The 13,858-nt window shown below is 34.3% G+C and carries 10 protein-coding genes; 3 read left to right on the top strand and 7 right to left on the bottom strand.

What is annotated here, in order from left to right:
* Positions 1–2 precede the first annotated feature (2 nt).
* From trpD to AC2DGP_RS15085, 6 genes are all read right to left on the bottom strand, one after another.
* A complete protein-coding gene (gene trpD / locus AC2DGP_RS15110) occupies positions 3–989 on the bottom strand; it encodes an anthranilate phosphoribosyltransferase (RefSeq protein ID WP_484490896.1) in 987 nt (328 codons plus the stop codon).
* A gap of 49 nt (positions 990–1,038) precedes the next feature.
* Positions 1,039–1,614: an anthranilate synthase component II gene (locus AC2DGP_RS15105; RefSeq protein WP_484490895.1), complete on the bottom strand. Its 576-nt coding sequence runs from the start codon at positions 1,612–1,614 to the stop codon at positions 1,039–1,041.
* A gap of 53 nt (positions 1,615–1,667) precedes the next feature.
* Complete coding sequence (locus tag AC2DGP_RS15100) at positions 1,668–3,062, bottom strand: anthranilate synthase component I family protein (protein ID WP_484490894.1); 1,395 nt, start codon at positions 3,060–3,062, stop codon at positions 1,668–1,670.
* A gap of 326 nt (positions 3,063–3,388) precedes the next feature.
* Entirely contained in the window at positions 3,389–6,730 is a 3,342-nt protein-coding gene (gatB/aspS, locus tag AC2DGP_RS15095; protein ID WP_484490893.1) for a bifunctional amidotransferase subunit GatB/aspartate--tRNA ligase AspS, read from the bottom strand.
* On the bottom strand, positions 6,730–8,130 hold the full coding sequence (locus AC2DGP_RS15090) for an amidase family protein (protein WP_484490892.1): 1,401 nt from the start codon (positions 8,128–8,130) through the stop codon (positions 6,730–6,732). The genes gatB/aspS and AC2DGP_RS15090 overlap by 1 nt, the downstream gene beginning before the upstream one ends.
* 1 nt (position 8,131) lies before the next feature.
* Positions 8,132–8,401 carry a hypothetical protein gene (locus AC2DGP_RS15085; RefSeq protein ID WP_484490891.1) on the bottom strand — a complete coding sequence of 90 codons (270 nt, stop codon included), beginning with the start codon at positions 8,399–8,401 and terminating at the stop codon, positions 8,132–8,134.
* A 172-nt stretch (positions 8,402–8,573) separates the two neighbouring features.
* Here AC2DGP_RS15085 and AC2DGP_RS15080 point away from each other — a divergent pair, with 172 nt between their 5' ends.
* Positions 8,574–8,927, top strand: coding sequence for a hypothetical protein (locus AC2DGP_RS15080; protein ID WP_484490890.1), 354 nt, complete (start codon positions 8,574–8,576; stop codon positions 8,925–8,927).
* A gap of 56 nt (positions 8,928–8,983) precedes the next feature.
* Here the strand turns inward: AC2DGP_RS15080 and AC2DGP_RS15075 are convergent, their stop codons facing one another.
* Positions 8,984–10,252 (bottom strand): porin, encoded by a 1,269-nt coding sequence (locus AC2DGP_RS15075; protein WP_484490889.1) that lies wholly within the window; start codon positions 10,250–10,252, stop codon positions 8,984–8,986.
* A 387-nt stretch (positions 10,253–10,639) separates the two neighbouring features.
* Here AC2DGP_RS15075 and gyrB point away from each other — a divergent pair, with 387 nt between their 5' ends.
* Together gyrB and mdh are read left to right on the top strand one after the other, a co-directional pair.
* Positions 10,640–12,577 (top strand): DNA topoisomerase (ATP-hydrolyzing) subunit B, encoded by a 1,938-nt coding sequence (gene gyrB, locus AC2DGP_RS15070; protein ID WP_484490888.1) that lies wholly within the window; start codon positions 10,640–10,642, stop codon positions 12,575–12,577.
* 326 nt (positions 12,578–12,903) lie between these two features.
* Positions 12,904–13,830, top strand: coding sequence for a malate dehydrogenase (mdh, locus tag AC2DGP_RS15065; RefSeq protein WP_484490887.1), 927 nt, complete (start codon positions 12,904–12,906; stop codon positions 13,828–13,830).
* Positions 13,831–13,858 lie beyond the last annotated feature (28 nt).

Here is a 13,858-nt window from a genome sequence, read left to right as displayed (position 1 = left end):
CTCTATTCTACTATTAACTCTAAACACTTTTTAGCTTTCAATCCAAATAAGGAATTTTTAGCTTCTTCAAATGCCATGTTAAAACTTTTGGTATCATCTGCAATTCTCAATGCTAATGCTGCGTTTGTCAAAACAACATTATTTTGAGCATCGGTTCCCTTACCTGTTATAATTGATTCAAATATTTTTGCTGCATCTGCCACTGAGTTTCCTCCATAAATATCTGATTGCTTTAATTTTGTTTGATCAATATCTTTTGGACGAATTAATTTTTCTCCTTCTTTAGTAAAAAGCTTAAACGGTCCTGTTAAAGAAACTTCATCATAACCGTCCAAAGCATGTACGATTCCATAATTAGAATCCTCTTCTTGTAAGATATAATTATATAAACGAGCTACTTCCAAATTAAAAGTCCCTAATAATTGATTCTTTGGCGAACAAGGATTCACTAAAGGTCCTAACATATTAAAGAATGTTTTTAATCCTAATGCCTTACGGGTTGGCCCCACAGCTTTCATGGCTGGATGAAACTTTGGTGCATGTAAAAAACAAATATTTGCTTTTTCTAACTGACTTTTTAAAACCGCTTCATCATTGGTAAAACTGTACCCAAAACTTTCTAACATATCAGAAGATCCCGATTGAGAAGAAACACTATAATTACCGTGCTTTGTCACCATTTGTCCGGTTCCAGCTACAATAAATGAAGTTAATGTTGATATATTAAAAGTATTTTTCCCATCTCCACCTGTTCCAACAATATCAATTGTATTGTACTCGGAGAAATCTAATTTTACAGCAAGTTCTAACAAAGCAGCTCTAAAACCAGCCAACTCATCAACTGTGATAGAACGCATCATAAATACCGTCATAAAAGATGCCAAATGCGCATCGTTATATTTTTCTGATGCAATATCAATAAGCACTTGCTTAGCTTCTTCTCTTGATAAGGTTTGATGCTCAAAAAGTTTATTTAAAATATTTTTCATTTTGTTTATCGTTTACCGCTCTATTTAGCTATTCTAAAATTGCTAGAATCTACTTTAAATTATCTATAAAATTTCTTACCATCTTTTCTCCTAATGGAGTTAAAATAGATTCTGGATGAAATTGTACTGCACTAATATTGTATTCCTTATGAGCTAAAGCCATAATTCCTCCCTCTTCATCTACAGCAGTAATTTTTAAATCCTCCGGAAAATCTTCATTTTGAGCAATCCAAGAATGATATCTAGCCGCTTCAAATTTAGTTGGTAAACCTTGAAAAATCAAAGCATCCTTATCTGTAACCGTCATTTCAGTAGCCACACCATGGTATACCTTATCCATATTTATAATGGTACCACCAAAAACTTCTGTAATTGCTTGCAACCCTAAACAAACAGCAAAAATTGGCTTTGTAGCTGCATAGGTACGAATCACATCTTTTAAAATTCCAGCTTCGTCAGGAATACCGGGTCCTGGAGACAACATAATCATATCATAGGTCCCTACATCTTCTATCGAAATCTTGTCATTTCTAAAAACATCGGGAAATACTCCAGTAATTTCTTCCACCATGTGTACCAAATTGTAGGTAAAAGAATCGTAATTATCTAATATTAATATTTTCATTTTTTTAGCTTTTGGCTCTTTGCTATCCGATAAACAGACAGCTAAAAGCTAATTTATATTTTCTCTGCCAACACTAAAGCCTTCTTTAATGCAGCTAATTTATTATTCACTTCTTGCAACTCACTTTCCTCATCTGAGTTTATAACAATACCAGCACCGGCTTGAGAATACAAGACATTATTTTTACTTACAAACGAGCGAATAGCAATTGCTAAATTAACAGAACCGTCTAAACCAATAACACCTACAGCACCTCCATAAAACCCACGAGTTTGATTTTCATAGGTATCAATCAATTCCATTGCTTTGTATTTAGGAGCTCCACTTAACGTACCAGCAGGAAAAGTATCTCCTACAATTTCTATAGGATTTCCTTTGATATCTCCTTGAACTGTAGAAACCAAATGAATTACATGACTAAAATATTGTACCTCTTTAAAAACCTCAACAGAAACATGATCGGCATGTTTACTCAGATCGTTTCGTGCCAAATCAACCAACATTACATGCTCAGCAGTTTCCTTTGTATCTTCTGATAATTTTTTACCTAGCTTTATATCTTCGGTCATATCGCCTGTTCTTCTAAAAGTACCAGCAATTGGATTGATAATGGCTTTTCCCTTTCCTACTTTAATTTGTGCCTCAGGAGAAGACCCCATTAATTTAAAACTACCATAATCAAAATAAAATAAATACGGAGAAGGGTTGATAGAACGTAATGCTCTATACACATTAAATTCATCTCCTTTAAAAGATTGTTGAAATTGTCGAGATAATACAATTTGAAACACATCTCCTCTTTTGCAATGTGCCTTTCCTTTTCTTACATACTCTTTAAAATCTTCATCTGTACAATTTGAAGTCTCTGTACCTTCAAAAGAAAAATCTTGAGTATTATAAGCCTTTGATCTTAGAATCGTTTCTATTTCATCTAACCTTGTCTCCTCATTCTCTTCCAGGTTTTCAATCAAAATCAATTCATCATTAAAATGATTGATTGCAATAACAAATCTAAAAAAGCTGTACTGCATTAATGGAATTGCAGAAGGAGCGTCTTTCGATTTTAATTCAATATTTTCAAAATACTGAACACCATCATAGGTAGTATACCCATATAACCCATTAAATCCTTTAATTTCAGGATCACAGTCCAAATCGATACGATCTGTATAATCTTGAAAAATGTTGTAAAAATTAGTATTTTCTAATTTCTGATTCTCCAATTCATCGCCTTTGTATGACAATGACAAATGATGATCTTCCGCCTTAATCGTAACAACAGGATCTACACATAAAAAGGAAAAACTCTCTTCTTTACTATGATAATCCGAACTTTCTAAAAGCAACGTGTTTGCAAATTTATCTCTAAATTTCAAATACAATCCAACGGGAGTTACTGTATCAGCAATTAAAGTTTTTGTGATGGATTTAAATTTAATTTTCTTCATTTTTATCTTTTATAAACATCAATTTTGAAATTGAAGTATTCTATAAATATTTTCTTTATAATTATTGTTTTGGATATCTCTAAAACAAAAAAAAACTTATCGTGAGATAAGCCTTTATAAATTTATTGTACGAAATACAAAATACAGGATTCTTCTCACTTATGAATTAAGAGAGTTCCACCACCACGTATTATTTGTATTATTTATCATCTTGTAATATTGAGCAACAAATGTAACATTTTTTTTTAAATTATTAAACCTCTCAGTTAAAAATATAAAGCAAAAAAAAGTCGGCTATAAAACCGACTTTTTTTATTCTAAGAAAATTACTTTCTCATTATTTTCACATTCATCTCCTCTACCTTTTTATCAGACAATGGCGAAGGACTTCCAAATAACAGATCTTCACTAGACCCTGTTTTAGGGAAAGCCATCACTTCTCTAATAGATGCTTTTTTCTCTAAGATCATCATCAATCTATCAACACCCCAAGCGATTCCTCCATGTGGAGGCGCTCCATAATGAAACGCTTCATACATAGTTCCAACACTCTTCAGCATTCCTTCTTTATCGTACCCCATATTTTTATAGGTAGCTTCCAATATCTCTGGCTTGTGTGCACGAACAGATCCTCCACCTATTTCGTATCCATTCAATATCAAATCGTATTGCTGTGCAATAATACTCCCTATCTCTTCCTCTTTACCATTCATATGCTTATCTAAATCATACATTGCTGGCATAGAGAATGGATTATGTGTAAAGGTCCAACGTCCTTCATCTGTTTTTTCAAACATTGGGAAATCTACAACCCATGCAGGTCTTAATTCTTTTGGATTGATCAACCTTAACATGGCACCTAATTCCTGACGAACGGCATCTAATGCTTTATTTGCTGTGTCATAATCCGCTGCTGAGAAAAATACAATATCTCCAACTTTAGCCTCAGTTGCTGAAATGATTCCAGAAGCAATTTCCTCGCCCAAGAATTTTATAATCGGTGATTGCAAATCATTTTCATTCACAATGATATAAGCCAAACCTCCTAAACCATGATCTTGAGCGATCGCAGTTAATTTTTCAATCTGACCTTTAGACATACGTTTAGAACCTTGCTCCTCTGCAGAAACTTTGATACATTTTACAATACCACCTTCTTCAATTGGTTTACTAAATACTTGGAAGGTTGTGTCTTTTACAATTTCAGTAATATCTTGCATTTGCAATCCAAAACGTAAATCAGGTCGATCACATCCATATTTATCCATTGCATCCTTATAGGTAATAACCTCAAAAGGCTTTAGAATCCACTTTTTACCATAGATTTTTCTAACAATTGTATTGAACATATCCGTATTCAATTCAATTATTTGCTGCATACTTGCATATGCCATTTCAATATCCAATTGCGTAAATTCTGGCTGACGATCTCCACGAGAATCTTCATCACGGAAACAACGTGCAATTTGGAAATATTTCTCAAAACCACCTACCATCAACATTTGTTTGAATTGCTGTGGCGCCTGCGGCAAGGTATAAAAAGAACCTGCTTGCTTTCTTGTTGGAACAATAAATTCTCTTGCTCCTTCATCTGTACCAGCTGTTAAAATAGGCGTTTCTATTTCTAAGAACTCTTGTTCATCCAAAATATCACGCATCAATTTTATCACTCTATGTCTATTTACAACAGCTCTTCTTACATCATCATTTCGATGATCTAAAAACTTGTATTCAAAACGAACTGCTTCATTAGAACGTGCTGCTCTTTTAATTTCAAACGGCAGAGTTCTTGACAAGTTTAATATTTCTAATTCAGATGTTTCTAATTCTATTTTTCCGGAACGCAAACCTGCATTAAAATCCTCTTCTTTTCTTCTAACAATTTTACCAGTTACTGTTATTACAGATTCAGGTTTTAATTTCACTAGCTCATCTAAATTTGGAAAAGTCTCCCTACTCAAACGAACTTGCATAATTTCATTACTTGAATCACGTAAATCAATAAACATCAATTCACCATGATCACGCACACTTGAAACCCAACCCGCAAGTGTAACTTCTTCTCCAATTGTCTCTTCAGACAATTCAGATGTTTTATGAGTTCTATATTCCTCTTTAATTACCAAAGGAATTTCAGGAAGTACTTCTTCTTCTTTTACTTTTCCTTCTTCTGAAACAACTGCTTTTCCTGTATTCGCTTCTTCAGCTACACTATTTACTTTTGTCTCTCCAGTACTTTGTACACCTTCTAATATTCCCTGACGGATTACTTTACCAGACGCACCTTTACCTATAATTGCAATTACTTTACCAACAAGAATACCAGCTTTCCCTTGATTCCCAGCCTTGATATCGTTGGCTACCGCCTCATTCTCAGCAATTACTTTTGCAATGGCAGCTTTAATTTGATCTTCAGAGATCGTATTATCTTTAAAATACTTTTTGTAGTCAAAACTCGCATCTGCCAACAATGATTTGATTCCATTTTGAACCAAAACAACAGTGATCTTATTCTCTTTCAATAAAGTAAATATGTCTACCAAATCAGCTACATTGGCTATTTTAGTATACTCTTCTGGCTTGATATTATTTGATAATGTTTTTGCTACAAACGACGGATCATTTAAAACCGTATTAATTGCTACAAACACATCTGAACGTAATGAATCTGCCGTAAAGAATTTAGCATCTTGTGGCAACACACCGCCTTCAATCAAAATAGACTCAACAGCATAAGGCAAAACATTTGCATCTACAGATATCCCATCAACAACATCCTTTATAGAAACGAAAGGCAAATCAGGTTCAGAGATAAAACGGTAATCCGCCTCAAACTCTTTTTTACGCATTGTTTTGGTTTGCTTCAATTCCGCATCCCACAATACTGTAGTTTGTTCTGGGCGAAATTCTTTATGCTCTGTATAATAATTCAACTGCTTTTCAACCTCTTCTTTCAAAGAATCCACCATAAACTTAAATGAGTTTAAGTTTTTGATTTCTGTTCTAGGATTCAAATCATTGCTTCCTTTTTTTCTTAAGGAGACTGAAACATCAGATTTAAATTCTCCCTTCTCAAGATTTGCTTCTGATATCTTTAGATTTTGAACAATACGCTGTATATATTGTGCATAGGTAGATGCATCTTCTATATTACGCACACAAGGCTCTGTAACAATTTCTATCAAAGGCACCCCTGCTTTATTGAAATCAACCAATGAGATCTTTTTCTCATGCATCAATTTAGCAGCATCTTCCTCTATATGTACTTGTGTCAACTCTACTGTAAACTGAGTCCCATCATTTCTATAACAAGAAACTTGACCATCTGGAATGATTGGATTATGAAATTGAGTTATTTGTATATTTTTGGGATTATCAGGGTACTCGTAATGTTTACGATCCCAAGAGATAACCTCATTTGAAAAAGTTGAATTTACCGCTTTCCCAAAATAAATTGCCTTTGAAATTGCCTCTTTATTAACAGCCGGCAACACTCCCATTTGACCTGTACATACAGAGCAAATATTTTCATTAGGCGTTTCTATTTCTTGATTCGGACAAGAACAAAATAACTTCGTTTTGGTATTCAATCGAACATGTGTTTCTAATCCGATTACCAATTCTAAATCGTTGGCTTCAATAGCCGAGTTTAATTGCTCTAATTCCATTATAATGTATCTTTTAAGAAGTTAGCAAACTTCAATACTTGTTCTTCATTTCTTTTTGCTGCTGTAATTTGCATGCCTGTAACAGTTCCTTGAGGTACTGTTAATGTTGGAAGCTGTCCCAAACTAAATCCTACGGTGTACTCATCTGATAAATACATTGCCAAAGGATCTTTTAAACTATCTCCAATTACAGGAGGTGCTCCCGGTGTTACTGGTGATAAAATAATATCTACCTCTTGAAAATCCTTCTCAAAGTTTTCTGAAATCTGATCTCTTAGAGCCAATCCTTTCAAATAAATAGCATCAGAAAAACCTTGTGATAGCACCTGATTCCCTCCAACAACTCTTCGTTTTGTTTCTTCTGAAAAATTCTCAGAACGCGTTATAGAATACGTGTCTTTTAAGTTCTCACCTTCAATTCTGTTTCCATAATTTGTCCCGTCTAATCTAGAAAGATTTGAAGCAGTCTCAGCCATAGCCAAGGTATAATAGGTTGAAACTAAAGTATCGGATTTAAAGAAATCCAATTCTTTCACCTTGATTCCTTTTGCTTTTATTTTTTCAATAGCTGCTAAAAAATCAGATTTAACTGAAGGATCAATTGCTTCACTTTCTATAAAATTCTTGAAGTAACCTACCGTTTTTACTCCATCAATTGAAGTAATAAAATTTTCAGATATTTCCTCTGACGCATAAGTAGTTTGATCTTTCCCATCCTTACCACTCATCACATTAAGGACTATTCTAATATCTTCAATAGACTTTGCAAGCGGACCAACACAATCTGTAGAAGATGCATATGCCATAATCCCATATCTTGAAATCCTACCGTATGTTGGTTTCAAACCATAAATATTATTGTAACCAGCAGGCTGTCTAATAGAACCTCCTGTATCTCCTCCTATAGAGAATACTGTATAATCCTTTGCTACATTCACCGCAGATCCTCCACTAGAACCACCACCAACTAAGTTTGGATCTACTGCATTTTTAACAGCTCCAAAAACAGTGTTTTCAGAAGAAGAACCATGCCCAAAACTATCACAATTCTCTTTCACTAAAGGAATAGCTCCAGCATCTAGTAATTTCTGAATAGCCGTAGCAGTATACGCAGATTTGTATTTTTTCAGTAAGTCAGAACTTGCTGTGGTATAAGTCCCTTGAACCATATACACATCTTTAATTCCAAACGGAATTCCTTCTAACAATCCTATTTTTTCTCCATTAGATATCTTTGCATCTACTTTAGCCGCCGCCTTAAGCGCCGAATCCTCCAATAAAGAATTTACTGTATGATGCGTGTTTTGCTTTAATAAGTCTAATTTTTCTTGTACCAAAGCTGTACAAGTTATCTGTTTAGACACCAATTGTTGGTGTATTTTTTTTATCTGAGACTCCATCTTAATCTTCAATAACTTTTGAAACAACTAAATAACCATCCTTTTCATTAGGAAAATTTTCTTTGATGATTTCTCTTTCAATTTCGCTACTTTTCACAACAACGTCCTCTCTTAAATCACTTACAGACACAGCATTATTATTGACATTATTAGCAGCATTATTATTAGTTGGATGTGCATTTCTTATCACATCAAACAATTGATTCACCGACTCGGACGGCTTTGCTCCTTTAATACTCGACAATATGTCGACTGTCATTATTTTACTCATGTCTTTTTATTTAGTTTATAAATCAAACTTTTAAGCTGGCAAAATTACGAAAGTTTTAGCGGAGTTGGAAGGTTATCTTTACGAAAATTACCTCCCCATAAATATGCTCCAAACATTCAAGCATACCTTTCGAAAATTAGAGTATTTTTGAAAAGATAAAACAACGATATCCATGTATCAAACTGCTTATGAAAAACAACTTTATGTTGTCGATTTGAAAATTAAAAAAACCAAACACGATTACAGATACACAACAAAAGATTTAATCGCTGCAATCACTGCAGTAATCTTTATTACGGTTATGGGGCCAAACATAAGCTCAAGACATGGCACAAAATCAATTATTGAAATTTTAAAAATTAGTTATTTACAGGGATGCATCTTATCATTCTGCACAGGTATCTTCATTATAGGTTTTGTGATTCTCGGCCTTAAAACTCAAAACAGAAAAAAACTAAAAAAACTTTATTCAGAAAAAAAGAGGATCATAAATCTTATGAATTCTGAAAAGAAAAACGTCTTATAACAAACTATAAAAGTCGCTATAAAACGTTTCACCCATAAAAATAAATAAACTATTTTTTACTTCAATGCTAGTTGATATTGTAACACCGCCATTCCTTTAGCATCTTTTTGCTTCAATGTAATTGCATCATAGATGGGCCTATACTGATAACCTAAAGTTATTTTATTTGAATGCTTCCCATTCAACATAAAATTCACTGCCAAATCATAGACCGTCATATTTTGCTCTAAGGCATCCCAATCAGAGTGCTGAATGGATATATTTGGCTGAATAATCATTTTTTGCCCCAATACTTTAGCCTCCTCAAAAGCGTAACCAAACTGCATATAAATAGAACCTCCTGTACCGATCATTGGAAATGCTACTCCAGCACCATTAAAATCATCTCCACCTCCACTTGTAACATTATTTGCCCCCATATTCCTAACATAATCTTTACCAAAACCATAATAGTAATATCCTAAATATGCGGTAATTGCGTCGTTATTAGACAGAGGTAAATTCAAAAAAGAATCCACCGCCCAATGACTCATATCATAAAAAGTTGTGGTGATATCATTAGCATCCCCATCACTCATTGCTTTTTCTTGATACTGAAACCCTGCACCCACATTAAATACTTTTTTATTCTGCATATAGGTTCCTACTTGGTAGGCCGACTTATTTGATTCATGCTCAAAAAACTGATATTTCACATAGGACGAGGTTTTCAAACGAGGTCTATTATTTGCAAAATCAACAGCACCGCTTGGCGCATCAAGAATAACCTCAGGATTATTCAAAGTAAACCTATAATCAAACCTTCCTGCTTGACCTTTAAACCAAATTCCAAACTGACGACCTAAATCATCGTTTTTCTCAACGGTATTCAAGGTAAACAAAGGAGAATCTAATCCCATCAAAGAGCTACTTGAACGAATATTCCATCGATTCAATCCTTGCCATCCAGATTTACCAATACCAACTTCTAAGTAGTTTGAAAACGAATACTCAGCATACAAGTCTAAAATTCCAATTTTTAATTCCTTATTTTTTATATTGTAGTTGTTCCCTCCAATTATTGAGTACAAATAAATTTTTGGAGTAACCTGAGACGAAATCGGAATCCTCAACCTTCGAATCGAAACATCTGTGTAACTTGCTGTTGGTTCTCCATTTATTTCAGACCCTTCATTTAAATCAGAATACCGAAACCAAATTTGTCCTGATAGATTCCACTTTATCACTGGCTTAAATGTTTCTTTTTTTTGGGCTGAAACAAACACAAAACTCAAAAAAAACAACATTACTACAAATCTCTGGAATCCATTTTTTATACTTCTCATAATCTCAAATTATTCTAAATTATTTGCCAAAATTAATTCGCACATACTCATCAAAACATGACTTACATCACAAACTAACACAATTAATTGGCAGGGTACTTTTTCAAACGATTTCGTATTACAAAACTACCTTTTTTATCTTTTCCATGACAAAAACTGACCGCAAAATAAACGTTCTAATCCATTTTTTGTTTTTACTAGTTTAAATTCTTTACAAAAACCCACAACACTCAATTTAAGATGGTTTTTAAGCGATTTAAGACGATTTTGTAGTTATCAACAATTTTGAAACTTTTAAACATATCTCTTTTAAAAGTGCACTAATTCATTATATTTGTTTGGCTTGAAAAAGTTAGACAAAAAGATAATAAAATATAATATAGAAATATGAGCGAAGAAAATACAAATCAGTATTCTGCGGATAGCATCCAGGCCCTAGAGGGAATGGAGCATGTTAGAATGCGTCCTTCCATGTATATTGGAGATGTAGGTGTACGTGGTCTTCACCACTTGGTATATGAAGTAATTGACAACTCTATTGATGAAGCCTTAGCAGGTCACTGTAACAATATTGATGTTTATATTAACGAGGATAATTCTATTACCGTAAAAGATGATGGTCGTGGAATTCCAGTTGGACTTCATAAGAAAGAAGGAGTATCTGCACTTGAAGTTGTAATGACTAAAATTGGTGCTGGTGGAAAATTCGACAAAGACTCATATAAAGTATCTGGTGGACTGCACGGTGTTGGTGTATCTTGTGTGAATGCATTATCTGATCACCTAAAAGCTACAGTTTTTAGAGAAGGTAAAATTTGGGAACAAGAATACGAAAGAGGTAAAGCCTCATACCCTGTAAAGCAAATTGGAGACACAGACAAAAGAGGTACTGAAGTTACTTTTACACCAGACAAAACAATCTTCCAACAGACTACAGAATACAACTACGACACTCTTGCTGCTCGCCTAAGAGAGTTATCCTACCTTAATAAAGGTATCACCATCCATCTTACAGACAAGCGTCACCAAGACGACGAGGGGAATGACATCAAAGAAACCTTCCATAGTACAGAAGGACTTAGTGAATTTGTTGGGTACTTAGATAGTACAAGAGAACAACTTACCGCTGGAGTTATCGCAATGGAAGGAGAAAAGAATGGAATTCCTGTAGAAGTTGCTATGGTTTACAACACCTCATATGCAGAAAACTTACATTCTTATGTTAATAATATCAACACACATGAGGGAGGGACTCACTTATCAGGTTTCCGTAGAGGACTTACAGGTACCTTAAAAAAATATGCTGACAACTCAGGATTATTAAAAAACTTAAAATTTGATATTGCTGGAGATGATTTCCGTGAGGGATTAACAGCTATTATTTCGGTTAAAGTTGCAGAACCTCAATTTGAAGGTCAAACCAAAACAAAACTAGGAAACAGAGAGGTTTCAGCTGCCGTATCACAAGCAGTTTCTGAAATGCTTACAGACTACCTAGAAGAAAACCCTAACGACGCTAAAACTATTATTCAAAAAGTAATTTTAGCCGCTCAAGCACGTCATGCCGCTCGAAAAGCAAGAGAGATGGTACAGCGTAAAACAGTAATGTCTATTGGTGGCTTACCTGGAAAATTATCTGATTGCTCTGAAACAGACCCTGAAGCTTGTGAAATATTCTTGGTTGAGGGAGATTCTGCCGGTGGAACCGCAAAACAAGGACGTGATAGAAACTTTCAAGCAATTCTACCATTGCGTGGAAAGATCTTGAACGTTGAAAAAGCAATGGTTCACAAGGTTTTTGAAAATGAAGAAATCAAAAACATGTTTACCGCATTAGGAGTAACGATTGGTACAGAAGAAGACAGTAAAGCATTAAACTTAACAAAGCTTAGATACCATAAAGTAGTTATCATGTGTGATGCCGATGTTGATGGTAGTCATATTGCTACACTAATCTTAACTTTCTTCTTTAGATTTATGAGAGAAATGGTCGAACAAGGTTATGTATACATTGCAACACCGCCGTTATACCTTGTTAAAAAAGGACAAAAAAGAGAATACGCTTGGGATGATGACCAACGTGATTTGATTGTTCAAAAAATGGGAGGAAGCGCAACAATCCAAAGATATAAAGGTCTTGGAGAGATGAATGCAGAACAACTATGGGACACTACAATGAATCCTGAATTTAGAACATTAAGACAAGTAGTTATTGATAACGACGTGGAAGCAGACAGAGTTTTCTCTATGTTAATGGGAGATGAAGTTCCACCTCGTAGAGATTTTATTGAAAGAAACTCTAAATACGCTAATATTGACGCATAGGAGATAACTTCTATCAATTATATAAACGAACACAGTCATTTTTTGACTGTGTTTTTTTATTCTTAAAACTGAAGAATCCAATTCTCAATTTCTTCACCACACAAGATCAATTCAACTAAGTTCAATAGCGCGAAACAAATTTATAATTACTGACAAATATCATTGGAGACAAAAAAGACATAAAACCAATAAAAACGGTACATACAGAACTATTTCGATTTCGAAAAAACTCATAAATTCTATTCAAAAAATCAAGATTAATTCATCTTTAATTACTAAATTTACGACAGACGAAAGAATAGAATATTAATATTAAAACATAAAAAATGAAAGTTACTGTTGTTGGAGCAGGTGCGGTAGGTGCAAGTTGTGCTGAGTACATTGCTATTAAAAATTTTGCAAGTGAAGTAGTTATTGTAGATATTAAAGAAAATTACGCAGAAGGAAAAGCAATGGACCTTATGCAAACAGCCTCTTTAAATGGTTTTGATACAAAAATTACTGGTAGTACAAATGATTATGCGAAAACAGCAGGAAGCTCAATTGCTGTAATCACCAGTGGAATTCCTCGTAAACCAGGAATGACAAGAGAAGAATTGATTGGTATCAATGCGGGAATTGTTAAAACAGTTTCTGAAAACATCATCAAACATTCACCTAATGCCATTATCATCGTAGTTAGTAACCCAATGGATACGATGACATATTTAGCACACAAAGCTACCGGACTGCCGAAAAACCAAATTATTGGAATGGGTGGTGCTTTAGATAGCGCCAGATTCAAATACAGACTAAGTGAAGCTTTAGAAGCCCCTGCATCTGATATTGATGGAATGGTTATTGGTGGTCATAGTGACACTGGAATGATTCCATTAACAAGACTGGCTACAAGAAATTCCGTTCCCGTTAGTGCGTTTATTTCTGAAGAGCGATTGGAAGAAGTAGCCAAAGCTACTATGGTAGGTGGAGCAACTTTAACAGGAATGCTAGGAACTTCTGCTTGGTACGCTCCAGGAGCCGCTGTATCCGCAATGGTTCAAGCGATTGCATGTGACACTAAAAAAATATTCCCTTGCTCAACATACCTTGAAGGTGAGTATGGTTTAAACGACCTTTGCATAGGTTTACCTGTAGTATTAGGAAAAAACGGAATCGAAAAAATAGTAGAAATTGAACTAAGCGATGCCGAAAAAGAAAAACTTGCAAACAGTGCAGCAGCAGTAAAAAAGACAAATTCTTTACTAGAAGTATAAAAACTTCTATTTTTCATAAAAAAAGGAG

This window comes from Flavicella sp. IMCC45537 (assembly GCF_057197705.1).
Note: the sequence above shows the minus strand (reverse complement) of the source record. Positions and strands in the feature narration are given on the sequence as shown.

What these genes read in the sequence shown, in the direction of transcription:
- AC2DGP_RS15100 (WP_484490894.1), bottom strand. Translation starts at nt 3,062, where the DNA reads ATGAAGAAAATTAAATTTAAATCCATCACAAAAACTTTAATTGCTGAT.
- AC2DGP_RS15080 (WP_484490890.1), top strand. Translation starts at nt 8,574, where the DNA reads ATGTATCAAACTGCTTATGAAAAACAACTTTATGTTGTCGATTTGAAA.
- trpD (WP_484490896.1), bottom strand. Translation starts at nt 989, where the DNA reads ATGAAAAATATTTTAAATAAACTTTTTGAGCATCAAACCTTATCAAGA.
- mdh (WP_484490887.1), top strand. Translation starts at nt 12,904, where the DNA reads ATGAAAGTTACTGTTGTTGGAGCAGGTGCGGTAGGTGCAAGTTGTGCT.
- AC2DGP_RS15085 (WP_484490891.1), bottom strand. Translation starts at nt 8,401, where the DNA reads ATGAGTAAAATAATGACAGTCGACATATTGTCGAGTATTAAAGGAGCA.
- AC2DGP_RS15075 (WP_484490889.1), bottom strand. Translation starts at nt 10,252, where the DNA reads ATGAGAAGTATAAAAAATGGATTCCAGAGATTTGTAGTAATGTTGTTT.
- gyrB (WP_484490888.1), top strand. Translation starts at nt 10,640, where the DNA reads ATGAGCGAAGAAAATACAAATCAGTATTCTGCGGATAGCATCCAGGCC.
- AC2DGP_RS15090 (WP_484490892.1), bottom strand. Translation starts at nt 8,130, where the DNA reads ATGGAGTCTCAGATAAAAAAAATACACCAACAATTGGTGTCTAAACAG.
- AC2DGP_RS15105 (WP_484490895.1), bottom strand. Translation starts at nt 1,614, where the DNA reads ATGAAAATATTAATATTAGATAATTACGATTCTTTTACCTACAATTTG.
- gatB/aspS (WP_484490893.1), bottom strand. Translation starts at nt 6,730, where the DNA reads ATGGAATTAGAGCAATTAAACTCGGCTATTGAAGCCAACGATTTAGAA.